The organism is Saccharopolyspora hattusasensis (genome assembly GCF_050972075.1).
GTDB lineage: Bacteria > Actinomycetota > Actinomycetes > Mycobacteriales > Pseudonocardiaceae > Saccharopolyspora > Saccharopolyspora hattusasensis.
On sequence record NZ_JBPCDC010000001.1, the window covers coordinates 8318780 to 8343282 of the forward strand.

At 65.9% G+C, this 24503-nt stretch carries 21 protein-coding genes and 2 pseudogenes; 12 read left to right on the top strand and 11 right to left on the bottom strand.

All coding sequences use genetic code 11. The features are described 5' to 3' along the window. The first annotated feature begins 7 nt into the window (after positions 1–7). Positions 8–1255 carry a tyrosine-type recombinase/integrase gene (locus ACRXBZ_RS39355; RefSeq protein WP_433883407.1) on the top strand — a complete coding sequence of 416 codons (1248 nt, stop codon included), beginning with the start codon at positions 8–10 and terminating at the stop codon, positions 1253–1255. Beyond that, complete coding sequence (locus ACRXBZ_RS39360) at positions 1252–3618, top strand: tyrosine-type recombinase/integrase (RefSeq protein WP_433883408.1); 2367 nt, start codon at positions 1252–1254, stop codon at positions 3616–3618. Before ACRXBZ_RS39355 ends, ACRXBZ_RS39360 begins: the two co-directional genes overlap by 4 nt. Here ACRXBZ_RS39360 and ACRXBZ_RS39365 read toward each other — a convergent pair. Then, complete coding sequence (locus ACRXBZ_RS39365) at positions 3551–4804, bottom strand: ISAs1 family transposase (protein ID WP_433883409.1); 1254 nt, start codon at positions 4802–4804, stop codon at positions 3551–3553. The genes ACRXBZ_RS39360 and ACRXBZ_RS39365 overlap by 68 nt on opposite strands. Positions 4805–5083: 279 nt before the next feature. On the opposite strand from ACRXBZ_RS39365, the gene ACRXBZ_RS39370 reads away from it, so the two are divergent. The 3 genes and pseudogenes from ACRXBZ_RS39370 to ACRXBZ_RS39380 all read left to right on the top strand — a co-directional run bounded on the left by ACRXBZ_RS39370 (position 5084) and on the right by ACRXBZ_RS39380 (position 7396). Continuing rightward, positions 5084–5797 (top strand): tyrosine-type recombinase/integrase, encoded by a 714-nt coding sequence (locus ACRXBZ_RS39370; protein WP_433883410.1) that lies wholly within the window; start codon positions 5084–5086, stop codon positions 5795–5797. Positions 5798–6001: 204 nt separating this feature from the next. After that, positions 6002–6178 (top strand): annotated as a pseudogene (locus tag ACRXBZ_RS39375) (hypothetical protein); the annotation flags it as partial. A 321-nt stretch (positions 6179–6499) separates the two neighbouring features. Beyond that, positions 6500–7396 carry a C39 family peptidase gene (locus tag ACRXBZ_RS39380; protein ID WP_433883411.1) on the top strand — a complete coding sequence of 299 codons (897 nt, stop codon included), beginning with the start codon at positions 6500–6502 and terminating at the stop codon, positions 7394–7396. A 197-nt stretch (positions 7397–7593) separates the two neighbouring features. Here the strand turns inward: ACRXBZ_RS39380 and ACRXBZ_RS39385 are convergent, their stop codons facing one another. Further along, positions 7594–7737, bottom strand: a complete 144-nt coding sequence (locus ACRXBZ_RS39385) for a hypothetical protein (RefSeq protein WP_433882445.1) — start codon at positions 7735–7737, stop codon at positions 7594–7596. Between the two features lie 377 nt (positions 7738–8114). Here ACRXBZ_RS39385 and ACRXBZ_RS39390 point away from each other — a divergent pair, with 377 nt between their 5' ends. From ACRXBZ_RS39390 to ACRXBZ_RS39400, 3 genes are all read left to right on the top strand, one after another. Beyond that, positions 8115–8561 carry a hypothetical protein gene (locus ACRXBZ_RS39390; RefSeq protein WP_433883412.1) on the top strand — a complete coding sequence of 149 codons (447 nt, stop codon included), beginning with the start codon at positions 8115–8117 and terminating at the stop codon, positions 8559–8561. A gap of 45 nt (positions 8562–8606) precedes the next feature. Next, complete coding sequence (locus tag ACRXBZ_RS39395; RefSeq protein WP_433883413.1) at positions 8607–8828, top strand: hypothetical protein; 222 nt, start codon at positions 8607–8609, stop codon at positions 8826–8828. Between the two features lie 378 nt (positions 8829–9206). Beyond that, on the top strand, positions 9207–9539 hold the full coding sequence (locus ACRXBZ_RS39400) for a hypothetical protein (protein ID WP_433883414.1): 333 nt from the start codon (positions 9207–9209) through the stop codon (positions 9537–9539). Positions 9540–10143: 604 nt separating this feature from the next. Here ACRXBZ_RS39400 and ACRXBZ_RS39405 read toward each other — a convergent pair. Next, positions 10144–10317, bottom strand: coding sequence for a hypothetical protein (locus ACRXBZ_RS39405; RefSeq protein WP_433883415.1), 174 nt, complete (start codon positions 10315–10317; stop codon positions 10144–10146). 56 nt (positions 10318–10373) lie between these two features. Between ACRXBZ_RS39405 and ACRXBZ_RS39410 the strand changes: the two genes are divergently transcribed. Beyond that, complete coding sequence (locus tag ACRXBZ_RS39410; protein WP_433883416.1) at positions 10374–11003, top strand: hypothetical protein; 630 nt, start codon at positions 10374–10376, stop codon at positions 11001–11003. An 852-nt stretch (positions 11004–11855) separates the two neighbouring features. On the opposite strand, the gene ACRXBZ_RS39415 is transcribed toward ACRXBZ_RS39410, so the two are convergent. Then, complete coding sequence (locus tag ACRXBZ_RS39415) at positions 11856–12275, bottom strand: hypothetical protein (protein ID WP_433884180.1); 420 nt, start codon at positions 12273–12275, stop codon at positions 11856–11858. A gap of 82 nt (positions 12276–12357) precedes the next feature. Here ACRXBZ_RS39415 and ACRXBZ_RS39420 point away from each other — a divergent pair, with 82 nt between their 5' ends. Then, a complete protein-coding gene (locus ACRXBZ_RS39420) occupies positions 12358–13014 on the top strand; it encodes an FHA domain-containing protein (protein WP_433884108.1) in 657 nt (218 codons plus the stop codon). A gap of 616 nt (positions 13015–13630) precedes the next feature. Here ACRXBZ_RS39420 and ACRXBZ_RS39425 read toward each other — a convergent pair. The 3 genes and pseudogenes from ACRXBZ_RS39425 to ACRXBZ_RS39435 form a co-directional block, all read right to left on the bottom strand. Beyond that, on the bottom strand, positions 13631–13927 hold the full coding sequence (locus ACRXBZ_RS39425) for a hypothetical protein (protein ID WP_433883417.1): 297 nt from the start codon (positions 13925–13927) through the stop codon (positions 13631–13633). A 221-nt stretch (positions 13928–14148) separates the two neighbouring features. After that, entirely contained in the window at positions 14149–14631 is a 483-nt protein-coding gene (locus ACRXBZ_RS39430; protein ID WP_433883418.1) for a Tn3 family transposase, read from the bottom strand. Then, positions 14528–14757 (bottom strand): annotated as a pseudogene (locus ACRXBZ_RS39435) (transposase); the annotation flags it as partial. The pseudogene ACRXBZ_RS39435 and the gene ACRXBZ_RS39430, both read right to left, overlap by 104 nt. A gap of 249 nt (positions 14758–15006) precedes the next feature. Here ACRXBZ_RS39435 and ACRXBZ_RS39440 point away from each other — a divergent pair. Continuing rightward, a complete protein-coding gene (locus ACRXBZ_RS39440) occupies positions 15007–19338 on the top strand; it encodes an HAD-IC family P-type ATPase (RefSeq protein WP_433883419.1) in 4332 nt (1443 codons plus the stop codon). Here ACRXBZ_RS39440 and ACRXBZ_RS39445 read toward each other — a convergent pair. Next, positions 19313–19681, bottom strand: coding sequence for a hypothetical protein (locus tag ACRXBZ_RS39445; protein WP_433883420.1), 369 nt, complete (start codon positions 19679–19681; stop codon positions 19313–19315). The genes ACRXBZ_RS39440 and ACRXBZ_RS39445 overlap by 26 nt on opposite strands. A 479-nt stretch (positions 19682–20160) precedes the next feature. Between ACRXBZ_RS39445 and ACRXBZ_RS39450 the strand changes: the two genes are divergently transcribed. Continuing rightward, positions 20161–20775 carry a transposase family protein gene (locus tag ACRXBZ_RS39450; protein ID WP_433879185.1) on the top strand — a complete coding sequence of 205 codons (615 nt, stop codon included), beginning with the start codon at positions 20161–20163 and terminating at the stop codon, positions 20773–20775. 155 nt (positions 20776–20930) lie between these two features. Here the strand turns inward: ACRXBZ_RS39450 and ACRXBZ_RS39455 are convergent, their stop codons facing one another. The 3 genes from ACRXBZ_RS39455 to ACRXBZ_RS39465 are packed head-to-tail and all read right to left on the bottom strand — an operon-like array spanning position 20931 to position 24477. Then, complete coding sequence (locus ACRXBZ_RS39455; protein WP_433879186.1) at positions 20931–21458, bottom strand: DUF6262 family protein; 528 nt, start codon at positions 21456–21458, stop codon at positions 20931–20933. After that, complete coding sequence (locus ACRXBZ_RS39460) at positions 21455–23932, bottom strand: site-specific integrase (protein WP_433883421.1); 2478 nt, start codon at positions 23930–23932, stop codon at positions 21455–21457. Before ACRXBZ_RS39460 ends, ACRXBZ_RS39455 begins: the two co-directional genes overlap by 4 nt. Next, on the bottom strand, positions 23929–24477 hold the full coding sequence (locus ACRXBZ_RS39465) for a tyrosine-type recombinase/integrase (RefSeq protein ID WP_433883422.1): 549 nt from the start codon (positions 24475–24477) through the stop codon (positions 23929–23931). Before ACRXBZ_RS39465 ends, ACRXBZ_RS39460 begins: the two co-directional genes overlap by 4 nt. Between the last annotated feature and the right edge of the window lie 26 nt (positions 24478–24503).

A 24503-nucleotide genomic window follows, 5' to 3' on the forward strand; every position in this document is an offset into this window, starting at 1 on the left:
AGGATGCGTGGCAGGATTCGTTGAGTCCGAGCGGGACCTCGGTTTGATTCGATTGCCGCGGTGGGGCCGTGTCGTTCAAGCCGCTGATGTCGTGCCGTGGCAGGTTGTTGATCCAGACGGTCGGCCGGTGGAGCCGGTCCAGCGGTTTCTGCGGGACTTCGTGGCCCAGGGCAACCGGCCGGGCAGTGTCCGCAGCTATGCCTATGTCCTGTTGCGCTGGTGGCGATGGCTAGTCGCCGTTGGTGTGGACTGGGACAAGGCCACATCGTCCGAGGTCCGTGACTTGGTGCTGTGGCTGGGGCAGGCCGCCAAGCCTCGCAACTCGCCACGGACGACCTCGATCGGGACGGCGGGAACGGTCAACCCGAAGAGCCGGAAGCGCTATCTCGGTGATCAGTACGAGCCTCGGACTGTTCGGCACGGCAACGCTGTCGTGCGGAGCTTTTACCAGTTCTGGATCGAGCTGGGTGGCGGGCCGCTGGTCAACCCGGTGGTCCTGGATCGGGGCGGTCGGCGGCCGAACGCGCATCACAACCCGCTTGAGCCGTTTCGAGCCGAGGGGCGACTCCGTTACAACCCGAAAGTCCCCAAGCGCAAACCAAGGGAGATGCCCGACGAGCGATGGAACGAGTTGTTCGCTGCGCTGCGGTCGAACCGGGACCGGGCGATCCTCGCGGTGGCGGTCAGCAACGGCGCCCGTGCGAGCGAGCTACTCGGCCTGCGGGGTGTGGACCTGGACTGGGGCGAGCAACTGGTGCGTGTGTTCCGCAAGGGAACCGACGCCGAGCAGTGGCTGCCGGCCAGCTCTGAGGCGTTCGTGTGGATCCGGCTCTATCTGGCCGAACTTGGTTCTCTGGAACAGAATGAGCCGCTGTGGTGGACACTGCGCCGCCGCGATCACGGCGACGGACTGCGGCGACAACCGATGAACTACGAGGCATTGAGAGCCGTGTTCCGGCGGGTCAACGTGTTGCTGGGCACCAACTATTCGATGCACGATTTGCGTCACACTGCCGCGATCAGGATGAGCCGTGACGAAGCGTTGTCCATGCGGGATGTCCAGACGATCCTCGGGCATGTCCACCTCAGCACTACGGCGGACGTGTACCTGGTCGAAGATGAAGCACAGGTGGTCCGACGGGTTCAACAGCACTTGGTCGACCGCGAGCAGAACGCTCAGCAACTGCCGCCTCCGATGGCCGTCGGTTACGACGACGGTGACCTTTCGGTTCTGTTCGGAGGGCGCTCGCAATGACATCCACGATCGCCTCGGCAGAGCCATGCGGCGTCAAGCGCCATCTGGTCATCCACGAGCACCTGCTTGAACGGCACCGGGTCGGCCCGGTGGACCACCTGTCTGTCGAAGGTGTCCTTGCCTTACTGCCCCAGTTACCGATCTGGCCGACCACAGTCGGCGATCGCAACAGCAGGATCAGGGGCGCCACCACCATCCTGAACTGGCTACTCACCGGTCCCGGCGCGGGGTGGCAGGAACGGTGGGTCGCCCTCGGCGCTGACAATGATCTGAGTTGGATCGACACGCTGGCTCCCGAAGACGGCCGATCAGCGGTGACCCAACGCCAAGAGCGCGTTGGCGGGCTGGCCTGCCTGCTGCTGTGCCGGGTTGTGTTGCCCAGCTACGACTTTCTGGCCTGTTACCAGTCGACGCGCCTGTTCGATTGGGTACGGCAGATTATGCGGCCTGACGTATTCGCTGTCCTCGAACAAGCCGCGACCGAGCGCGGGTTCGGAAGTCATGACCGCAGCGACGCTCTGCGCGTGATCAGCAAGATTGTGCTGCACACGGGCAAGAATGTCGACGAGTTGACCGCCGATGACGTGCTGGAAGTGTTCGCCTGGAGCGTTCACGATCGCCCTCGCCGCAAGGAGGTTCCCGGCCTGCATACAGCCTGGGACCTGCTCAGTGTGATTGGCGTTACTCCGGCCGAGGTCACGCTCCGCGGCGCGCTGCGGCGCGGGCAACGAACTACTGCGGACCTGATCGATGCTCACGACATCCGCTGTCGCCCAATCCGCGATGTTCTCGTGCGTTACCTCGACGAGCGCCGCTCAGCGCTGGACTACAACTCGCTGAGCAACCTGGCTGGTGTTCTGGCCGGCAGCTTCTGGGCCGACATCGAAAAACACCACCCCGGCATCGACACCCTGCACCTGTCGGATGAAGTCGCCCGCGCGTGGAAAGAGCGGGTGCGCATCGTCACGATGGCCGACGGAAACACGAGGCATCGCAAGGACATCCACCGCATCCTGATGCGAGTGCGAGCGTTCTACCTGGACATCCAGCAGTGGGCTCTGGAAGACCCGGGTTGGGCGCGGTGGGCGGTGCCCAGCCCGGTGCGCAAGAGCGACACCCAGGGATACGAAAAGGCGAAACGGAAACGGCAAGCCACGATGCACCAACGGGTCCGCGAGCGCCTCCCGCATCTGCCGCTGCTGGCCGACACCGCCGAACGCTGTCGCGCAGAAGTGACCGCCCTGCTGGACGCGGCGAACGAGTGCGAACCGGGCGAAGTGTTCGACCACGCCGGTGCCCGCTACCGCCGAATCCCTTGGAAAACCGCCGACTACACGCCCCGCAGTCGAGGAAATCTCTCTGTCGGCGTGGAAAATCTCGCCACTGGCGAGACGATTAACCTAACCCGCCGGGAAGACGAATCGTTCTGGGCATGGGCGATCATCGAAGTTCTCCGACAGTCGGGCGTTCGCCTGGAAGAACTACTAGAGATCACTCACCTGGCGCTCGTTTCCTACAAGCTTCCCGACAGCGGCGAGATCGTTCCGCTCCTGCAGATCGTGCCCTCCAAGAGCAATGAGGAACGACTGCTGCTAGTAAGTCCAGAATTGGCGAGCGTCCTGGCCACCATAATCTCCCGACTCCGCGCCGACAATTCCGGAACCGTCCCCCTCGTCGGACGTTACGACGCCCATGAACGTGTCACAGGACCACCTCTGCCGCATCTGTTCCAACGCGCCCTCGGCCCCCGACGCGAGGTGATCAGCGCAGGCACGGTTTACAAGCTCATCAACACGGTGCTGGCTGCGACCGGCCTCCGCGACGCGACAGGGCAGCCACTCGTCTATCGGCCGCATGATTTCAGAAGAATGTTTACGACCGCAGCCGTGACCGGTGGGCTTCCCATTCACATCGCTGCTCGGCTACTTGGCCACAAGAGTATCGCCACCACGGAAGCGTACATGGCCGTGTTCCAGGAAGACCTCATCCGCGCTTACAGATCATTCCTTGACAAGCGGCGAGCCACCCGACCGCCTGAAGAGTACCGTGAGCCCACCGAGGAAGAATGGCAGGAATTCCAGCAGCATTTCCACGCTCGCAAAGTCGCGCTCGGTGAATGCGGCCGGCCATACGGATCTTCTTGTCAGCACGAACATTCTTGTATTCGATGTCCAATGCTCAGGGTGTCGCCGACGCAGCGGCCGCGCCTGGTCGAGATTATCCGAAATCTTGGCGACCGAATAACCGAGGCCAAGATGAACAACTGGCTGGGCGAAGTCCAGGGCAAAGGCAAGATCACTGTGTGTTGCGCCCCGCAACTTGGAGTGACAGGACGGGGAGTGTTCGTGTGCGGTCCCTGCTGATCCATTCGGTTGTCCGGCGGATGTCGTTGTGTCCAGTTATGCGAAGCATCGATATTGCGGTATTCCGTAATGTTGCCAGTATATGGGCGCCGGTGCCGGTATAGATTTGTTGTGCGTCTTCGTGGTATGTTGTGTCACGGACATGATGGCTTTTGTTTTCTATTCCCCAGTGGTCGCGGACTTGGTCGTGTAGGTCTTCGGCGGTGACTGTGGTGGTGTTCTGGCTGGTGATGATCCAGGCGTGCTCTTTGCTGACGAGTTCTCCGGAGAGGGTTGTTTCTTCTCGTTTGACGCAGGCTACGGAGCGCGCGTGTGGGAAATCGATTCCGTCGGCGTCGGTAATCCAGGTAGTCCAGCGGCGTATCCGGCCGTGGGTGTCATCGACGACGACATGATGCGGGGTTTTCCGCAAGAACGGAAGAGTGCGGTCGTATATCTTTTTCTTAAGCGCCGCTTGATTTCCCTTTACTGTCATGACGTAGTCGAATCCGCGTTCGCCGGCGATGTATTCGGCGGTCTCTCGCTGGGTGTGCACGGCGTCCATGGTGACCACCACACGGCCGTCCACACCGCGGGAGACACCGTCGAGCAGGGTCTTGACCTGGGTGATCTCGTTTGTGCCCGAGGGAACGGCCACTTGGGCGACGGTGACACCATCGCAGTGGATCATCGCGGAGAACAGCGTGAACGACTCGTGATCCCCGATCCACGAACCGCGCAGCACTTTGCCGTCGATAGCCAGTCGCAACGTGCCGCCCGGGATAGGCCGGGCATGACGCAGCAGCCACGGCCCGATCAGTCCTTCCAGCTTCGCTACATCGACATTTTCCAGTGCGCGCCGGATCGTGGACGTATCCGGGACACGGAAAAACCCGCGGAACCAGCACCATCGTCCACCTATTTTCCGCAGTAACGACGCCGGCAGATCGGCGACCTGGTCGGCGATCTGCCGGAAATTTGACGCGCCCGCCAGCACCGCGATCAACGACGCCGCGAGAAGGAACGCCAAACTGTACACACGGCCCTTCCGCTTACGGCGATCCGGCACCTTGCCGAGCAACTTCATCAGTTCCGCCAGATCGGCATCATCACCGTCGGCGCTACCCGGAAACGACGCCCATGACGAGCTATGAGAAAATGACAACGGATGGCCTTCTTCTGGAGTTTGGTTTTTCGCAATTTCCATGATCCCAGAAGGAGGCCATCCTCCATCTCCCGGCCCAGCACGCCAACCCGGCCGGCTACCCTACGAGCCGAGTTGATCACTCCGCGCGATCTTGCCTTAGCCCTGGGGCGAAGTCCAAGGGCTCCAGGTCAGCCTCGAAGCCGCCAAGGGCAAGCTCACCAGCCTCGACCGCAGCCTGCAACGCATGCGCACCAACCGAAGCAGTGGAACCACCGACCTCGGCATACCAATCATCACCAGCTCACGATGAGATCGTTACGCAACTTCGTAATCCGGAAAATGGAACTGCGACACAAGATCGAGATCCACAACCTGATCGGCCGCGTGGTCGAGTGCCCGCTGGACGAGATGAACCGGCCACGGGCCTCGGTCGAACCACAGCTGCGGATCCCGCCGACCGAGGCGGAGATCGAGCAGCTGTTCGCCGGATGGCGCGACGAGCTGGCCACCTGCCGCAAGTTCGCCCCTGCCGCCCGCAACTACGCCGTGGCCAGGCTGGCCGCCGATGTTGGCTTACGGATCAACGAGGCCCGGATGCTTGACCTGGACGACGTGCGGTGGGAGCTGGGCCGGTTCGGCAAGCTCAACGTGCGACACGGCAAAGGCTCCCGCCGGCGCGGCCCGAAGCCCCGCCTGGTGCCGCTGATCAACGGCGCCGACCGGAACCTGCGCTGGTTCATCGAGGATGTCTGGGGCCAGTTCGACGTCGATCACACCCGGACCGGTGCCCCGCTGTTCCCCTCGGAACGCAAGTGCCGGGACGGTTCCAGCGGCCGAGCCACCGCCGATGTGTTCCGACGATCGCTGGCCCAGGCCGCTGACCGGCACCTTCCCACCTGGACGGGCAAGGTCACACCGCATGTATTGAGGCATTTTTGCGCTTCCCAGCTCTATCTGGGTGGCATGAGCCTGTTCGCCATCCAGGAATTACTACTAGCTAGGACCCGCCACCCAACTGGGTGCGAGCCCTGGGTTCACCGCTGGTTCCACTGAGATCAACGCCGCCGCCACGATGGGCAAGACCGTGGCCGTCATCCGCAGTGCCCTGTCCCGGCTCCAGCCCGCGGAGCTTGAAGCCGTGCTCGCTCACGAGCGCGAACGCTGGCCCGCCGGCGACCTCAGCACCTCCATCCCACCACCAACGCCTGGCGAGCTCGAAGCTGATCTGGCCAGCACCCCCAGGGCGCCGACCAGTTCGCCGCCGAGCTCGGCTATGGCCCCCAGCTGCGCGCGGTCCTGCAAAGCTGGCTCGACCGGGGCTGGGGCGATGACGCCACGGGCCTGCTGGCCAAGGTGCTGAGCACGCATCCCCAGCTGGCCGACCGCATCAGCCGCTTGGAGGCGATCGCCGAGACCGAGGAGGCACGGGCATGAACCCCAACTTGGTGCCGTCCAATCCCACGGCCCTGGTTCCGGGCCAAGACAGCTGCCCACCGCACCGGTCTACATCCTGCCCTGCATCGCAAGCCGACCGGCTCCGTTCGGAGGCTTCCCGTTGATCACTGCCGCCAGCTACGGAGCGAAGTCAGTCGAACGGCGATCCTTGCGCTGATCAGGTGATCTATTGAAGCTTCAGTAACGCTCAGTTAGGTTGTCGGCAGTGCATCACGATCCGGTCACGACGCCTCGCCTCCGAGAGGCCACCGCACCCCCGGCGGTGGTGACCGGATCTCCCCCCGACAACGAAAGGCAACCGTGCCCAAGCATCACGAGGCGGACGGCCATGCCCCGAAGGCCGCAGTCCGCGCACTGGTTCACAGGTCCCGTTCCGGCAAGGCTGTCTCGGCGGTGCTCGCCGGTGGCGCGATCGTGGCGATCGGTTACCCGCTGGTGGCGGGTGCGGTTGCGGCGCCGGCGCCCGTCCCGCCACCCGCCGGCACCCGAGCCGCCGACATCCGAGCCGTCGAACACGCGAGTCCGGCGCCGGCACCCGCCCCAGCCCCGGCTGCGACGCCGACCCCGGCGCCGGCCGAGATGGCGGCACCCACGGCACCTGCGACTCCCGCTGCTCCCGCGGCAGCTCCGGTTCCGGAGACCCAGAGCGCTCCAGAGACCCACCCACAGGCCGTCACCAAGACGCTCACCGTCGACTACCAGGCGCAGCAGACCGGCTACTGGTGCGGCCCCGCGGCGGCCCGCATCGCACTGTCCAGCAAGAAGACCGAGAACCTGCCGGACCAAGCTGCGCTAGCCACCGAACTCGGCACCACCAAGAACGGCACGGACCACATCCGCCAGATCGTCGACGGACTCAACAAGCAGCTGGCAGGAACCGGCACCGACTACGTCACCAAGGACTGGGGCGGCCGCCCGCTCACTCCGGAGATGACCGAGGAGTTGTGGTCGGACACCGTCCGCAACGTCGACAACGGCAAGGCGATGGTGGCCAACATCGTCGCGCCACCCGGCAACCAGCCCGCCGGCTACCCCAAGAGCCAGACGATCTACCACTACGTCGTGATCACCGGCTACAACGCGGAAAACAACACCGTGCACATCTCCGATTCCGCACGGTTCAGTGGGAACGAGCAGTACTGGCTGAGCCTCGACCAGCTCGCATCGCTGATCCAGCCCAGGGGCTACGCCGCCTGACAGACAACACCAGCCCTGCAAGCAGTGAAGGCCCGCCGATCCCCGGCGGGCCTTCACTGTGTGGTGCACGCACCAGCAATCCGCGCGGCGCAGCGTGAGGTTCCCCGTGTGTCCTGAACGTGAAGGAGGGCTCGTGACGTAGGCGTCCCGAATTGGTGACCTCGCGGATTCAACTGTCGCGTGTTCTCCGTCCTGTGTCACCGGCAGTGGTCATCGGGGCGTAGCGGGGCCCAGGCGCCCCCGGCCTCGGTGGCGAGCCGGGCGGCGTGATCGAGGGTGTAGCCGAGCATCCTGGCGACCACCGGCGCGCTTGGAGGACGAGCTGCCGGAGCGCCAAACATCATCCACCATGGATCAAGCAAGGAGGGCCCGGCTGGTGAGGCCGACGGCGAACACGGCCAGGCCGCTGAGCACGACTCGCGGGCAGCTGTTCGCGTCCGCGCGGCCACCGGCAGGGATGAGACCGTGCCCACCGTGTTCGTCGGCGCGTAGGCGATGGTCAATCCCAGCTATCAGCAGGACCCGAGGCTGCGGTCCGCGAGTACACACCCCATTGGGTGGGCGCCATCGAACAAAACCCTCGCGGGCGTCGCTTCGGTGCCCCTGCGGAACAGCCTCGGTATTCGGTGGCCTGTTGTGTAACCGCTGGTACTGGCAGCCTTTGGGTGTGGAGCGGACGCTTGCCGCGAACGCTGTGTGTCGATGAGGAGGAATGATCATGTCCACTGCTGCGCATCCTGCACACCACCCGCTGCAGTTGGCCGTGGCCCGTGGGCTTTACGGCGCGGTCGCCGGCATCGGCGGCGGAATTGTGTTCGGCATTCTCATGGCGGTGATGGGAATGCTGCCGATGGTCGCGATGCTCGTTGGCAGCGACAACGCCGGGGTCGGGGTCGTGGTTCACCTGGTGATCTCGGCGATCCTCGGTGTGGGCTTCGGCCTGGTCGCCCCGTTCACCCAGTTTTGGCCGCTGCTGGGGGCTGGTGTGGTCTACGGTGCGATCTGGTGGGTTCTCGGTGGTCTGCTGCTCATGCCCGCCGGGCTGGGCATGCCGGTGTTCCAACTGGGTGCCATGGCGATGTGGAGTCTGCTGGGGCATCTGCTCTACGGCATCGTCACCGCCGCGGTGCTCTACGGTTTCCGTCACCGGGTGGGCCACTCGTGACCGACACCGAATCTCTGGTGTTGCGGATCTACATCGCACTCGGCTGTGCCAGTTGCTGGACCCGCGGTAAAGCTCGCGGCAACCCTGCGGCGGGTGCGGCCGGGTCGGCCGGTCGAGGTGATCGACCTCGCCGAGTGGGGGCCGATGCCCAAGGGACTCGTGGGCACGTCGGCCTACCGGCTCGGCGAGGCCACCATCTCGCTGGGCAACCCCTCGCTGCGGGAACTGCTGTTCCGGCTGGACAATCCCAGACCAGACGGAGGGTGATGGTGGCTAGTTCGGCGACCATCACCGGAGGTCTGGTGCACGACGCGTACTGCCTGTCCGAAGTCGACCTCTTCCGCGACCTGCCACGGCGGGAGATGGCCGACCTTGCAGCGCGTGCCCCGACACCCTTGCGAGCACGGTGGACCTTGACCCGATACAACAAGTGTGGGCGGTTCCCGCGTCTTCCGTTGGGCCAGGCGGCGATGGCAAAGCCGATGCGTGGTCGGCCTCGGAAGCGGCTAATGCCCGTGCGGGGCCCGGCTGTCGAGCAGGCCGCGCCGAAGCCACCCGCCACAATGGTCGGATCACCCTTGACTGCGTCGGAACCGGGCGTGTCTCGGCCCGGGCCGCCGCGACGGGAGCTTATCCTGGTCCGCCATGTCGCCCTCATCGCACGACGGAATCGTTGGCCAGGTTCAGGCAGCGGTCGACACGGCCCTGGTGAAGGTGCTCACCGCCGACGCAGCAGCCATGCCGCGGGCGCGGTCCCACGTGCAGCACGCCTTGGGGCTGCTGGCCCAGATCGACGACGATCAGGCGATCATCGTGCAAGACGCCGCGGACGCCATCCGCGGCGCGGATGAGCACCTGAACGCGGGCCGTTGGCAGGAGGCCCGTTGCGCACTGGTCACCGCACGCGGACGACTGGCCCGGCCCGGCGCCCGCTATACCGGCACCACCCGACCCACGAACAACCCCACACCCGAATAGGCCATTGAGCCGACGAGCACCGCGAAGAACGTAACGAGGGTCGGGTGGCCCGAGGGTGAGACCCCCTCGGTCGGGCCACCCGGCCTTGCTCGCGAGGGCGGTCCCTACCGTGATCAGTTCGGGTAACCGACAGTGGCGGGTGGACCTGCGAACGCCAGATCAGGACCAGTTGATTTCGTCGATGTGTTCGCACACCGGCAGAGAAATACATAATTGCGATTACTTGGTGTTCATATTTTCCGATCTCTTTGCTGAATTATCCTTCGATTAGGTGTGCGTCGTGTGGCCGACTCGCGATGGCCGCGTCGTCAAACCACGATGGGCCTACGGGGTGAAAGCGCTCCGGTCTCGACGGCACGTAGAGAGAGGAAAAAGATGTCGAATCACACCAGAGAGTATCCCCACTGTCCACCAAGGGGCATGGTGAGGAGATTACGACGAGTGACTGGAACGAGGCCGCCGTCCAGGTCAACCGTCTCCGGGACCAGCTTGAGCGCATGAAGTACGTGGATGCGCTAGAAAACAGAATCACAGAACTTGAAAATACTGTGCGGGAGATGCAGACGAAGTACCTGGAGGACAGGGACGGTGTGATTCAGGACCGTCATCTCGCGGAGGACTGTGTCACGACTACGAAGATCGGCAAGGATGCGGTCACCTCGAAGAAGATCGCCGACAATGCGGTCGCGGCCGCGAAGATCGCCGACAACTCGGTTACGACCCCGAAGATCGCCGACAACTCGGTTACTGACGTTGAACTCGCTCCGAATGCGGTCAAGTCCGAGAATATCTTCAAGGGATGCCGTCCTGCGAGACAAGATTGCCAACAACGTGGTGAACACCGACAAACTGGCGACCGACGCCGTCACGAGCGACAGGATCGCCGCGAATGCGGTCACCGACAGGGAGATCGCGAACAACGCGGTCAAGTCCGGAAAGATCGACGAGAACGCCGTCGCAGGCAGGGAACTCGCCAGCAACGCTGTCACGGCTGAAAAGATCGCCGACAACGCGGTGCAGGAAAAGAAGCTCACGAATGGCGCGGTCAGCTCTCACAAGATCGCGATCGGAGCCGTCCAGCGCAGCCACATCGCGCCCAATGCGGTGGGGACGGAGGCACTGGACGCCGGGGCCGTCACGACCGCCAAGATGGCGGACAACTGCGTCACCGACCGGCAACTCGCCCCGAACTGCGTGGCGGACGGAAAGATCGCGGACAACGCCATCGCGGGCCAGAAACTCTTGTCCGGGGCTGTGACCACGGACAAGATCGCTCAGAACGCCGTTACGGGCAACGAACTCGCACCCAACTCGGTGACCACCTGCCATGTAGTTGCAGCGGCCGTGACGAGCGAGAAACTCGCGGACAGCGCTGTTTCCGAACCGAAGCTCGCGAAGGACGCAGTGACGACCGAGAAGATCAAGGACAGCAGCGTCACTCCCGCCAAGACCACCTGGACGTAATCCTCACGTCCGCAAGCGCCCCCGCATCCTTCCGGTTCGCCGGTTAGATGCGGGGGCGCTTTTCTATTCGGGCTCCCGGCTTGCTCGGGGGGTAAAGCCGGACGCCGGACGGTTGCAGGAAAGCGGCTTGACAGTGCCCTACGGGTAGGGCCGGGGCACCGCCGCCATGAGTGAACTCTCCGCACCTGGCCCTACCCGTATCCACTTTTCAACAAGGCTGTAAAAGCCCTACAACGACAGTACGGCCGCCCGATCATGCCCGCAGACCCAGGCGGCCAGCTTCACTCAGGCAGGGAAAGCATGAACAGATGAGCTTCGATCTCGCCGTTGTTCGTGTTGAGACAGGCGGGACGACAGGCACGGAATTTCCGCAGGTCAGCCCCTTGCGTAATCGGTCGACAACCCGCAGTATTCCTTACTGCATGCGTCGCTGACCTGCAAAACCAACGTGGCATATGTGCCTTGGCGAGGAGTCGGAGGTCTCGCGAGGGAATCGGGGGTGGGCGGGCGATCATCGGGGGGTCGCCCGCCCCACGATCAGGGAAGGGGCTCGTGTGTTCCGAGACGAGCAGACTCGCCACGGAGCAGCGAGCGGTGTTATCGGAACCGATAAACTAGTTGCAGGCTCAACAATTCATACTGATCATGTGACGGATCAGTTACAGCGCGAGTCCGAGAAGGCCCATTTCGTGGGTTTCCAACAGTTGCCTCGTCAACCTCGAAGCGAGTCCAGAGTGAGCGATTCCCTGCAGTGGCTCGTCCGGGAGCTGACAGATCAACTTGAACACGCTGTTGACCAGGCGCACGAACGTCCGACGGAACAGTTGCATGCGTGCTGACGGCTACGACGTCTCAGCATCCACTGTGGAGCGTGCGACGTGGCGGCGGAATTTGCTGCAGCCGGTGGAATACCAGCGCGAGCGGCGGCTGGCCAAGGCGCGTAAGGCGTTCGTCGATCCTCCGACGCGACCAAATCGGGTGTGGCAGCTGGACTTTTCGGAGTTCGAGACCACAACCGGCGGGGTGTGGCGGATCGCCGGATGCGCGGACTATTTCTCGAAGTATGAATTCAGGTGGCATCTGGCTGCCGCCTGCAACGCCGGTGATGCCGTCACGGCCGTCGAGATCGCTATCGCCGAGGCCGAACGGCTCGCCGGCGGGGTCTCGTTGGCCGAGCAGCTCACCGACCCGATCACAGGGAAACTCGGGCAGGATCAAGCTGGTCACCGACAACGGTGGCGCGTTCAAGGGATCGCGGTTCGCGGCGTTCATCGCGTCCCGGTCCGAGCTGCACATCCGTACCCGGCGCAGCAGTCCTGGCCAGAACGGGGCTCGAGAGCGGGCGTTCGGGTCACTGAAGTACGAGCACCTCTACCGCCCGGAGATCAGCGACGGCCCGGCCCTCGCGCTTGAGACGGAGTACTACCGGCAGGTGTTCAACCACGTCCGGTCGCACGAAGCCCTCGGCTTCGCACGCCCGGTCGATGCCCACCAGGGAGATCAACACGCACAACTTTCAACCGAGCTGCCAGGAGGTGTTATGCAGACTCCAGCCAGCATGCCGAGCTCGGGGCCAGCGGAGGGGCCGCAGGAAGCTACCCGGCCTTCTGCGGAGATCCCAGAGTCCGTGAACATCCGACATCCTTCTCGTGAACCCAGTCCGTGTGTGTCGGCGGCACAACTGATCTACACCCGCGGTCCTGGTGCGGGGACGGGGGTCGCGGTGGAGCCGCCTTGCATGCTGGGACGCGATCGAGGCTGCGATGTGGTGCTCGATGATCCCACGGTGTCCCGCTTTCACGCCGAGGTGCTGCTGATCGGCGACCGTTACGTGCTGGCCGATGTGGGCTCGCTGAACGGCACCTACGTCAACGGGCGGCCTGTCGATCGGGCCGAGCTCGCCGACGGGGACACGGTGTGGATCGGCAACTTCCATCTCCGCTTCCGCGTCTCCTCCCAACATCAACCGTTCCATGGAGGTTCGCCTCGGCATGCCGATCGAGAGCGATAGCTCGCGCGTTCAGGTAGCACTCGATGGACTGGCCGGAGTGAGCCTGGGAAGGCTCACTCCGGCCAGTAGTGCGGGTCGGCGGGTGCATCGCCATTGCCAGGTCCTCGGTCCAAGAGGCCAAGATTGCCGAGCGTGCCTGGGGCTATGTGACGCTGGCTCACGCTCACATGGTCGTGAGGCCAACCGACTACTGCACGCGATAACCCCTCGCGATTCCCTGTACGATGGCTGCGTCGCACGCGCGGCCTCACGCCTCACCGGAGGAGGGCCCACTGCCGGCCGCTTCAGCTGTGGGTTCCTCACCTTCGGTGGGGCCCGGTTCGGTCTCTTCGGTGGTGGGGGTTTCGGCTGCTTCGGTCGTGGGTTCCTCACCCTCGGCAGGGCCGACTTCGGTCCCCTCGATGTTGGGCGGCGTAAACCGTTGTCTGCTGCGCGAAACCAACCGAGACGCCAAAGTGACCGGGTGTCACGTGGTTTGCCACGCAGCTCGAGGTGTGTGAAGCCAGGTCGCGCCTGGCATCCAGCTCGCTGCGGGTTCGTTCACCTGGTCCGATAGGAAGGTTCTACGCCGGACCTGGCGTCCAGCCCGACCTAGTCCCACCAGAACCGGGCGAGCTCAGTGCTCGTCGTAGTGGTCGCTGTGGACGGCGTGGCGATGTCCGTCATGGATGTAGTCAACGTGGTCGCCGTGGGGTACGGCGACGTGGCCGCAGCCTTCACCGTGAGCATGCTCGTGCCCTTCGTGTACGAGGTGCTCGCCCTGCTCGCACTCGTCATAGTGGTCGTCGTGCACCCGGTGCAGGTGCCCATCGTGCACGTAATCGACGTGGTCGCTGTGGGGTACGGCGACGTGGCCGCAGCCTTCACCGTGAGCGTGTTCGTGCGTGGGGTGCTCGTGATGCGCCATCGTCACCATCGACCTTTCGCTCGTTCCGAGCATTTCATTGACCCTAAAAGCCTAGTATCGGATGCAGCAATGCGCATAGAAAAATGTGACCAGTCCGGCGCCGCAGCTACGCGCCAGAACAAAGCGGGGCAATTTCTGTCTATGACCTGGGCAGCAGGCGGTCCGCTGCAGATCCGGGAGCGCGGCAACACCGTTCGCCGTCCTGGCCGGGGAGCAACAACGGTGACTCACTGAGCCGCCGCCGGGGCGAGGTCGAGCTCAAGGCGGGCGTCGAACGGTTCCGGGGTCAGTTCGATCTCGTCGGTGGCGTACTCCCCGAAACGCTGGATGCGGGCGGTCAGGTACGGCGAGAGCACTGTCAGATCCTCCAGGGTGATCGTCCAGCCCTCGGCGATCAGCTCGCGGACCACCATCATCATGTCCAGTGTGGTGTGGAAAATGACCGTGTTGGTCAGCAGGGTGGAGAACTTGAGGATCTTCTCCTGCTCCTCGGGGTCGTTGGCGGCGATCACCCCGTGGTTGCCGAACCGGCACCAGGAGGAGAACTTGTTGTAGGACTCGACCTTGTTCGTCTCGGCCGTGGTCCGCCGACGCAGTTGGGCGTCCGAGAGGAACCGCAGCAGTTGGACAAGTCTTGGCCCGTGTGCCGTTACGCGAGTTGCCGCCGTCGCGGCCGACCGGGTCGTGCTTGCCGTAGCCGAGATGATCATCCATCTCGCCGGCTAGCGCGGCCTCGGTGACCAGCTTGGTCAGCCGGCCCAGCAGCCCACCCTCACCAGTCAGCCGCAGCCCTTCAGCACGGCCCGATTGGCCAGCTGCTGGATCTGCTCATCCATCACCGCCAGGTCTGCCGCGGCGGCCTCGCTGGCCTGCTCTGCCTTCACCTCAGTCACTGGTGCCTCCTACACGGGTCTTTCGGGGTTCGCGTGGCGTTCGCGTGTCTTACGCTCGTGGTTTACCAACGTGCTCGTGCGTCAGGGAGGCGGGTCGTGGCTAGAGCAGCAGCGCGTGCGCGATCGCGGGAATCGGGTTCGAACGGCTCAGCGGATTCGGCTCGCACGGCGTCGAACGGCTGAGCGCCTTCGATGTTGCGTACGTTGGGTGCGTTGGCCTCGCAGATCGTGGCGCCGGTGGCGGCTGCCGCGCAGAGCATCGTGGGCTTGGGGCGTCGGCGGGCTTGGGTGTCGGAGGGGCGTGCGCACGTTGAGGTGCGTGGTGTTCACCAGCCGGGGAGCGAGGAAGCCGGCGAGCGGATCGTCCGGCGGTTGGAGAAGGTGCCGGGCGTTGTCTGGGTCGAGATCAACGCTGTGGTGGGGCGGGTGGTCATCGGGCACGATCCGGACCTGGTGGGGATCGCCGGGCTGGTGGGTGCGGTGGAGGATGCCGAGGCGGACACCGGCTTGGACGAGGAACCGTTCGCCGCGGTCAGCGCGAGCCACCCGGACAATCCGGCGAAGGTGATTGCCGAGGCGACGATGCTGGGTGCGAACTTGACTGGCGCTGCGATCGCGATGGGGGCCCGGCTGCTGCCGCTGCCCGCGCTGCCGCCGTCTGTTCCGGCACTGGTGTCGACCGGTGAGTCGGTCTCCCGGGTCCGAGGGCCGCTGGAAACGCGGATCGGGAAGACCGCCACTGACCTGCTGTTCGGGCTCAGCAGTGCGATGGCGAACACGCTCGCGCAGCGTCCGGCGAGTTTGCTGGCGGAATCGGGGTACCGGTTCTGCCTGTTGCGGGAGACGCAGGCGGCGCAGCGGAGCTGGGCCCGGTGGGAAGCCGGAACGGGGACGCATCCTGCCAGTCACCGCAGTGCGCCGGTGGCGGTTCGGCGGCGCCCTGTGCCGTTGCCCGATGGCCCGGTCGAGCGCGCCGCGAACGGTTCGGCTCTCGCTGGGCCGGCGGCGTTCGCGGGCATGCTCGGGGTGACGCGGAGCTTTCAGCGTGCGCAAGCGATGTTGGTCGCGGGCGCGCCGCGCGCGGCGCAGGTGGGGCGGGGCGCGTTCGCGGCGCAGCTGGGGTACGGGTTGTCCGAGCGGACGACGCTGGTGTTCGAACCCCGGGTGTTGCGGCGGTTGGACCGGGTCGACACGGTGGTGATCGACGCCGGCGTTGTGCGCACTGGTGCTCGGCTGGTGCATGACGTGATTCCCGCGCAGAGCGATCACGCGGTCGTTGAGCTGTGGGAACGGGCGCACCACTTGGTCGGTGTGACCAAGGCGGATGGAACGCGGCGTGAGGGTTGGTCGCTGTCTTCGGTGGCTCGGTCGCGGTTGCCTTCTGATGTGCGTGGCGCGGCGGGGCCCGGCATTGAGGTGTTCGCGCTCCGCCACGATTCGCGCAGCGTTGCGTGGGTCCTTGCCGCCGAGGAATTGGATCCTCTCGCCGAGGAGTTGGTCGCGGCAGCTCGTGGGGTCGGGTCGGTGGTCGTCGCTGGGGATGGGGGCCGGTTGGCGGCGCGGATCGGTGTTGATCGCGTGGTTGCGGGTGGGGTGCGGCTGGCTTCGGCTGTGCGGGAGATGCAGCGGGAGGGCCGTGTCGTCGCTGTGGTGTCCTCGCAGGCGCGGGCGGCGCTGGCGGCTGCGGATGTCGGTTTCGGTGTGACCCGTGATGGTGAGGTTCCGTGGGGTGCGCACCTGATCGCGGGCGCGAGCCTGGGGGAGCCGTGTGCGTTGTTGCGCAACGTGTCGACCGCGCGTCATGTCAGCAGGCGCAGCGCGCAGCTGTCGTTGATCGGTTCGGTCGGCGGGGCGGCGCTAGCCGCTTTCGGGCCCGCTATCGGGAGTCAGGCCCGTGCTGGAATTCCGGTGGCCGTGTGTGCGGCGATCGCGCTGGGAGCGGGAACGTGGTGGGGGATGCAGGCTGCGTGGCGCCCGGTTCCGCGCGCCGTGCCGCGCACTGCCTGGCATGCGATGGCGCCCGGCACGGTGCTGGAATTGCTCGACAGTTCACCAGAGGGCCTGACCGATGATGCGGCGCACCAGCGTTTCCCGGATCATGACGAAGGAGCGGACTTCCGCCGGATGGGTGTGCTGCGGGCGTCGTTGGAGGAGCTGGCGAGTCCGTTGACGCCTGCCTTGGCGGGTGGGGCCGCGATCTCGGCGAGCATCGGTGCCGTCGCGGACGCGACGATCATCCTGGGCGTGCTGGGAATGAACGGGTTGATCGGCGGCGTGCAACGTATCACCGCGGACCGTGCGTTGAACAAGTTGCTGGCGGCCAGCGTTGTTCGGGTTGTGGTGCGCCGCAAGGAAAACGTGACGCAGTTGCCCGCTGACCAGCTCGTGCTCGGTGATGTGGTGGAGTTGGTGGCCGGGGATGCTGTTCCGGCCGACTGCCGACTCCTGGAGGCGGACGGGCTGGAGCTCGATGAGTCGAGCCTGACCGGCGAGTCGATGCTGGTCACCAAGACAGTGACGGCGACTCCGGCGGTGCCGGTCGCGGACCGGACCTGCATGATCTACCGGGGCACCGCGGTCGCCGCCGGGCGAGCCGTGGGTGTCGTGGTCGCGATCGGTGCGAACACCGAGGCCGGCAGCGTGATCGGGCCTGAGGTCCGACGAGGTGCAGATGGTGTCGCGGCTCGCCTGCAGACGCTGGCGAAGGTGACGGTGCCGGTCTGCCTGGGAGCAGGTGGGGTTCTGCTGGTCACGGACATGCTGCGGGGGCGTCGGTTGGGGACATCGCTGGGGCGGTCGGTGAGCCTGGCGGTGGCGGCCGTTCCCGAGGGATTGCCGTTCGTTGCCACCGTCGCCGAGCTCGCGGCTGCCCGGCGGTTGTCGAAACGCGGGGCGTTGGTGCGTAACTCCGCGACGATCGAGGCTCTGGGCCGGGCGCAGGTGTTGTGCTTCGATAAGACCGGCACCCTCACCGAAGGGCGGATCGCGCTACGGCGGGTATCCGACGGCGCGTCGAGCCGGTGGCTCGAAGAAATATCCACAGTGGAACGCCGAGTGCTCGCGGGTGCTTTGCGGGCAAGTCCGTTGGTGGACAACGGTGAACTGCTCCCGCATCCCACCGATCGCGCGGTCGTCGATGGCGCGCGCGGCGCGGGAGTGCACCCGGCCGAAGGCAAGCAGGGCTGGGTGCCGATCGACGAGATGCCCTTCGAGCCCTCCCGCGGCTACCACGCGGTGCTCGGCACCTTCAGCGACGGCAATCTGCTGAGTGTGAAAGGTGCCCCGGAGATCGTGCTGGCCCAGTGCACCCGGTGGCGCAGACCAGATGGCGACGTGCCGCTGGAGGGTACCGCTGGTCGAGGCGTCGAGCGTGTTGCCGAAAACCTCGCCCGGCAGGGCTACCGGGTGCTGGCTGTCGCCGAGCGGGCTGCTTCGGATCGCAGTGATCTCGACGAGTCCCGGATCCGGGATCTGCGGTTGATCGGATTCGTCGTGCTGGCCGACCCGGTACGGCCCACCGCGGCCGCCGCCGTCGCACAGCTCCAGCGGGCCGGTGTCGAGGTCGTGATGGTCACCGGCGATCACCCCAGCACCGCCGAGGCGATCGCCGCCGAACTCAACGCGCTCAACGAACGCCGCGTCATGACCGGCACCGAACTGGACACCCTCGACGACGAGCAGCTGGCGGCGGAAGTAGCCGCCGTCGCGGTGTTCGCGAGGGTCAGCCCGGCACAGAAGGCGCGCATCGTCGAGGCCCTGCAGCGCAACGGCCGTGTGGTCGCGGTGACCGGGGACGGCGCCAACGACGCCCCGGCGATCCGGTTGGCCGACATCGGCATCGCGCTGGGGGAGCGCGCAACTCCTGCGGCGCGTGAGGCCGCCGACCTCGTGGTCACCGACGACCGCATCGAGACCATCGTCGACGCCATCGTGGAAGGCCGCGCCATGTGGGCATCGGTGCGCGACTCGCTGGCCATCCTGCTCGGCGGAAACCTCGGCGAGATCGGCTTTACCGTCGTCACCGGTCTGATCAACGGCGGGGGCAGCCTCAACGCCCGGCAGCTGCTGCTGGTCAACCTGCTCACCGACATCCTCCCGGCGATGGCGATCGCGGTAAGGCCACCGCCGACGATCACCGCCGAGATGCTGCTGGCCGAAGGCCCCGAAGCCTCGCTTGGCGCGGCGTTGACCCACGACATCTACCGCCGTGCCGCGGTCACCGCCGGGGCCGCCATCTGTGCGTGGATCCTGGGCAGAGCGACCGGAACCCTCCGCCAAGCCAACACGATCGCACTCGTGGCACTGGTCGCCGCCCAGCTCGGACAGACCCTGGTCGTGCGCGGACGGACACCACTGGTCGTGGGGTGTGCGCTTGTCTCGTTCGTGGCCCTGGCCGCCGTCGTCCAGACACCCGGGCTGAGCCAATTCTTCGGGTCCAGCCCGCTACTCCCGCACGGCTGGATGATCGCGGCAGGCGCAACGACCGCCGCCACCGCCCTCAGCCTCCTGCTCCAGAAATGGTGAACCTCCCCGGACGCGTTCGGCCGGCCATGGCGGGCTCCGCTACATCAGTCCACGAAGGACACGGCGTCCAGCAGCGCCAACATGGTAGACAGCACCGGCTCACGTCAGACCGCAGCCCGGTCATCACCTCCGCGACGTGGTACGCCGTCATCCGCCACGTTCCCTGCGAAGCGGCAGATGACTGTGGAACTCGCCCCTCACCACCGCGTAGCGGAGGGCCTGGCGGCCGATCGGAGCGGGCGAGGAAGTTGATCACTGGTTTGAGCACGAAGTTCAACGCGAAGGAGAGCACGTAGGACACGGTCACCGCGACCGCCAGCGGCAACCAGGTCCAGGTGCGCAACGACGCCAGGATCGTGAGATCGACCAGGAAGGTGAATCCGCCCAGGATCGCGAAGCCGACGAGGTCTCGGGGAAGTACCCGGCGCAGCGGCCGGGATCATCCACCGGAGCGAACGGCGGGAGATCGCCCGGGTGGTCACGTCGCCGACGGCCCGATCGTGTCGGTGGTGCCTGGTACCCGTTGCGGCCATGGATAGGTCGACCCCGGCTTCGGAAGAAGACATCGCCTCGGCGGGCGCCGCGCTCGGGGGGTGAATTACCGGAGGATCTGGTGGCGTGGCGGCGCTGCGCGGATGGCACCCACGCGATGGCCCAGATCTTGCCGTTCCTCTACGACCCGCTTGCGATCCGCGCAGCGCTGAGTGTCAGCTGCCACGAACTAGGGCTCTGTCGCAATTTGCGTGATCAACTATTGCCTGGGTGATCGGCGCTGGCCTGGTTTTGCGATCATGGTTCGTGTGTGATGATCACGGTGTTGGCGTGCTGCTTCCGCATCTGGCCGGGGTGGTGGTTGAGCGGGTGGAGCAGGAAGACGCGGGGGTGCGGATCTGGGCATCGGCCAGGGCCTCCTCGGCGGCGTGCCCGGCCTGCGGCAACTGTTCGGCGCGGGTGCATAGTCGGTACGACCGCACAGTGGCGGACGTGGCGGTGGCAGGTCGGCCGGTGGTGTTGTGGCTGCGGGTGCGGCGGTTTTTCTGCACTCACCAGGACTGTTCGGTGCGGACGTTCGCCGAGCAGGTAGAGGGCCTGACCATGCGCCATGCCCGGCGGAGCCTGCCGCTGCGCGGGATGCTGGAGTCGATCGGGCTGGCGCTGGCCGGCCGTGCGGGAGCCCGACTGGCCAATCGTCTGGGGCTGCGGGCGGGACGGGACACGCTGTTGCGGCTGGTGCGAGCCGTGCCCGACCCGCCGGTGGAAGCGGTAACCGTGCTCGGGGTGGATGACTTCGCGATCAGACGTGGGCAGAACTACGCCACTATCTTGCTGGACATGGCCACCCATCGACCCGTCGATGTTTCTCCGGGGGTTCAGAGTCTGAGGCGAGGCTCCGCGACGGAGTCTCAGCAGCTCAGCGGCTATGTCTGGGAAGAGTAGTGATCGCAACAGGTGTCGTGCAAGCGGGCAGCCTGATCGTCAGTCGACTGGGTGAGGATCAAGCGTGAGACGACGTGAGCAGGCTCGGCGCTGAGCATGAAAACGGTTGTGGGCATGAGGACCGTGGTCTTCATGCCCACAACCGTGTGGATGGGTCAGGCTCGTCGGTTCAGGTTGGCGATGAGTTCCCGGTTGGCCGCGCGGGCTGCGGCGAGTTCATCGTCGCGGCGCTCGAGTTGATCGGTGAGGTCGACGACTTGCTGCTCGAGGGTGGTGACGCGGTGCTGGAGTTGGTCGATGTCGGCGGGTGCGCCGAGTCCGGACTCGTGCCAGGCTTGCTCGCCGAGGACCGCGGTGAGTCTCTTCTCCAGTTGCCGGATGTGGGAGGCCTGCCGGGTCAGGCGGCCTTGGGCGTTGGCGAGGTCGGCTTGGAGTGAGGCCCGGCTGACCAGGGGGCCGTGGCCCTCGGCGGCTGGTGGGTTGGCTTGGGCGGTGTGGATCTGGGCCAGTAGGTCGTGGTGACGGTAGAGGAACGTGCGGTCAACGCTCGCGGCGCGGGCGATGGCCGACACGCTGATCTCCCCATCATGGGCGGTGGCCTCGTTGAGGGCCTTGATTACCCGTTGGCGGCGGCGGGCCGAGTCCGCTCGCCGGCCCTCGATCATCTGGTTGCTGGTGCTCATGCGCTCCGGTCCGGTCGGATGTCGGGAAGGGGTTGGCGGACGCGGGGCATGCCCAAACCGACGACCCGGCTGCGGGTGCGGCGGACGAGGGCGATGGCGTCCTCGATCTGGGAGCGTTCCTCGTCGCTGAGGTCGGCGAGGTCGGCGTTCATGCGGTTGATCAGGCGCCGGATCCGGGTGATCTCCTCGTCGGAGGGCATGGCCTCGGATTTGGCCCAGTCGTCGGCGTCGAGTGCGGCGAGCAGCCGTTCGCGGTTGCGCAGCAGGTCATCGTGATATGCCTGCAGATCCGGCAGGAATGACACGTCGCTGGAGAAGTGGCCGCACCCGATGCAGCGGAATCTGACGGGGCAGTCGTGGCCGCCCGCGGCGACGTTGCTGGGCTCGGAGCATCCTCCATAAGGGACGGCGACCTCGCCGACCGCGCGGCGGGCGTGCTCGGAGTCCAGCATGGCCTTGGCCTGCCGCCAAACACGATTGCCATGCCGGTCGAACTGCATCGTGGTGACGCGCTCCACCGCCTCCCGGCGACGCTCTTCCCCGACCCGGTAATACCGTTGCGCCGTCAGGATTTGACGATGATCCATCAACTCGCGCAGGACGTCGACCGGAACCCCGGCGTCGGCGTGCCGTTGCGCGTAGGTATGCCGGAAGGCATAGGGGAAGATCCTTCTCTTGTCGAATGGCAGCATCTTCGTCGTCGTTCTGCTATCGACCGTGACAGCTATCGGGACCAGGATGTCGGGTAGCGCGTCGACCCACTTCCGGTGTCGGCTGGTGACACCGTTATCGGTGATCGAGCGCCGCCCGTGTGGGTTCCGGGCTGGGGCGGGCAGGAGCTTGAGGAGGTCGGTGGGCTCGGCGGGGAACCGCAGCCGGACACACTGCTGTTGCGCGGCGATCGCCGCGGCGGTCGCCGCGGGGATCGGAAGCCGGCGACCATGCCGGTGGGTTTTGATGTTGTCGTAGACGAGCATGGGCTTGCCGTCGGCGTCGCGTTCCAGGCAGTCGAGGGCGAGTTGGCAGATCTCATCCGGCCGGCGCCCGGTGTCGATCAGCAATTCGACGGCGACGCGGATCTCTGTGCAGCTGGTGTCTTCCAGGAGTTGGAGGTGGGCGCAGAGGTGCCGCATGACCTCGGGCGGGAGGTCTCTGCCGGCTTCGGCGTCCTCGGGCTCGTCTGGGATGTCGTCTGGGCCCAGGGTGAATTCGTCGGGCATCCCGGACATGGGCTCGCCTTGCCGGGTCAGCCCCATCGCCCGCATCCGAGACAGCAGGAGCCGGACGTCGCGGCAGAACACGATCCTGCGGTAGGCGCTGATCGTGCCCTGCTGCGTGAGGTAGGCGAGCCGGTTGCAGAAGGCGGTGATGTCGGCGCGGAGCAGGAGCGCGGGCAGGCTGCCGTGATCCTCGCGCTGCAGCCGCAGGCTCGTGGATAGCTGCGCTATCGAGTTGATCCGGGACTGCAGGATCCCTCTGATCGAGGTGCCCCGGTGTCGTGGGAGATCGTCGAACGCCCATTTCTTGGTGGCCTCCCGCAGCCAGGGCTGGCTGATCTCTGTGAACCGCAGCGTTCCGCGCATCCCGAACACGGACAGCTCCCAGACGTCCTTGTGGCGTTCGGATTCTGGGGTGAGCCTTCGCCGAACAGCATGGTGGACGATGCTTTTGTGAAGCCCGCGATGGCTGTTCGGCATAGCTTCGGGATCGAGGTCGCCCAGCGACGCCACCTGCTGCGAACGGGCCAGGTCGCATAGCGGCCGCAGCCGCGTGAGGTTGTTCTTGATGCCCTGCTTGGTGCGTTCCTGCAGCCCATGGATCACCTCGGCGACAACGCGCGGCGGCAGCCCGCGAAGGCTCACCGTGTTGTTCTCCGCGACGGCGGACGTCGTCCGCCGCCAGTGGCCTTCCTCCGGCGCGTTCCCTCGCTGTTGCGCCACTTTCCACCGATACTTGTGGGCAGAACAGTAGGGGGCCGCGCCGCCGCGATCACGGGTGCAGGCCTCCACCAGGCACTGGCCGTAGGCGGGCAGGGCCACCACGTCGGGGTGCGCCAGGAACTCGGCCAGCGGCAGTCGCAGAGAGCCGTGTTGGGCGTAGTGGGTGCCGCAAAGTAGGAGCCGCGCGCTCTTCCACGGACGTGGACATGAGGGAACGGAGCAGCGGCCCGCGCCTATCGAGCGCCAGTGCCGTCTCGCGGTGACGAGGAACTCCTCCCACGGCGTCTCTTCGGCTGCCTGCCAGCGGTTGTGGCAGGCAGCGCACAGGTGCTTGGACGACCTGCCGATCTTCTCGCAGCCCTCGACCAGGCACTCCTTCCACCCCAGCAGGGGATGCTCCTGCGGAAAGGACAGGATCCTCACCGCGGGATCCCAGCCCAGCAACGTCACGAATTCCGGCTCGATCGCCTCCCACAGACCCGCGGTGATCTCCTCGTCGCCCTTGGCCTCCAGCGCAGCCGCCGCCGCTGTCACCGGGAGATCCCCTCGACCAGCGCGCGGGGCGTGGGCACCCGGTCAACGGCGGCCCGCAGGCGGGAGGGATCCGGGTGCAGATATGGCTGCGAGGATGAGGGGCTGGCATGCCGCATCAGGTTTTGAATCTCATCGAGCGCGGCGCCGGAGTCGGCGAGATTGCTGCCGAACGCGTGCCGGCACATATGCGGCGAGACCGCCCTGGCCAGCTCAGCGCGCACGCTCAGGGCCCCGAACAGCTCGTTGATCGCGTCCGGTGGGACCGGGCCACCCAGCGGCTCCCGGAAGAGGTTGACGAGCAGGAAGTCGCTGTCAGCTGCCGCCGGGCACTGCTCCCGCTCGGCGACGTACTGGTCGATGGCGCGCACGACTAGGAAGTCCGCCGGCGCCGAATGAGTGCGCCGCGACTTCGCCCACGCCCCGTTGATGTTGTCCCGGCGGACCACATGCAGATGCGCTCCCCGGACCTCGCACCCCACGGATCGGTTGTCCGGCAACAGATGCAGGTCGCTGCGACGCAGGCCTGCCACTTCGCTGCGACGCATCCCTTCTCCCGGGTTCCTGACCCTGT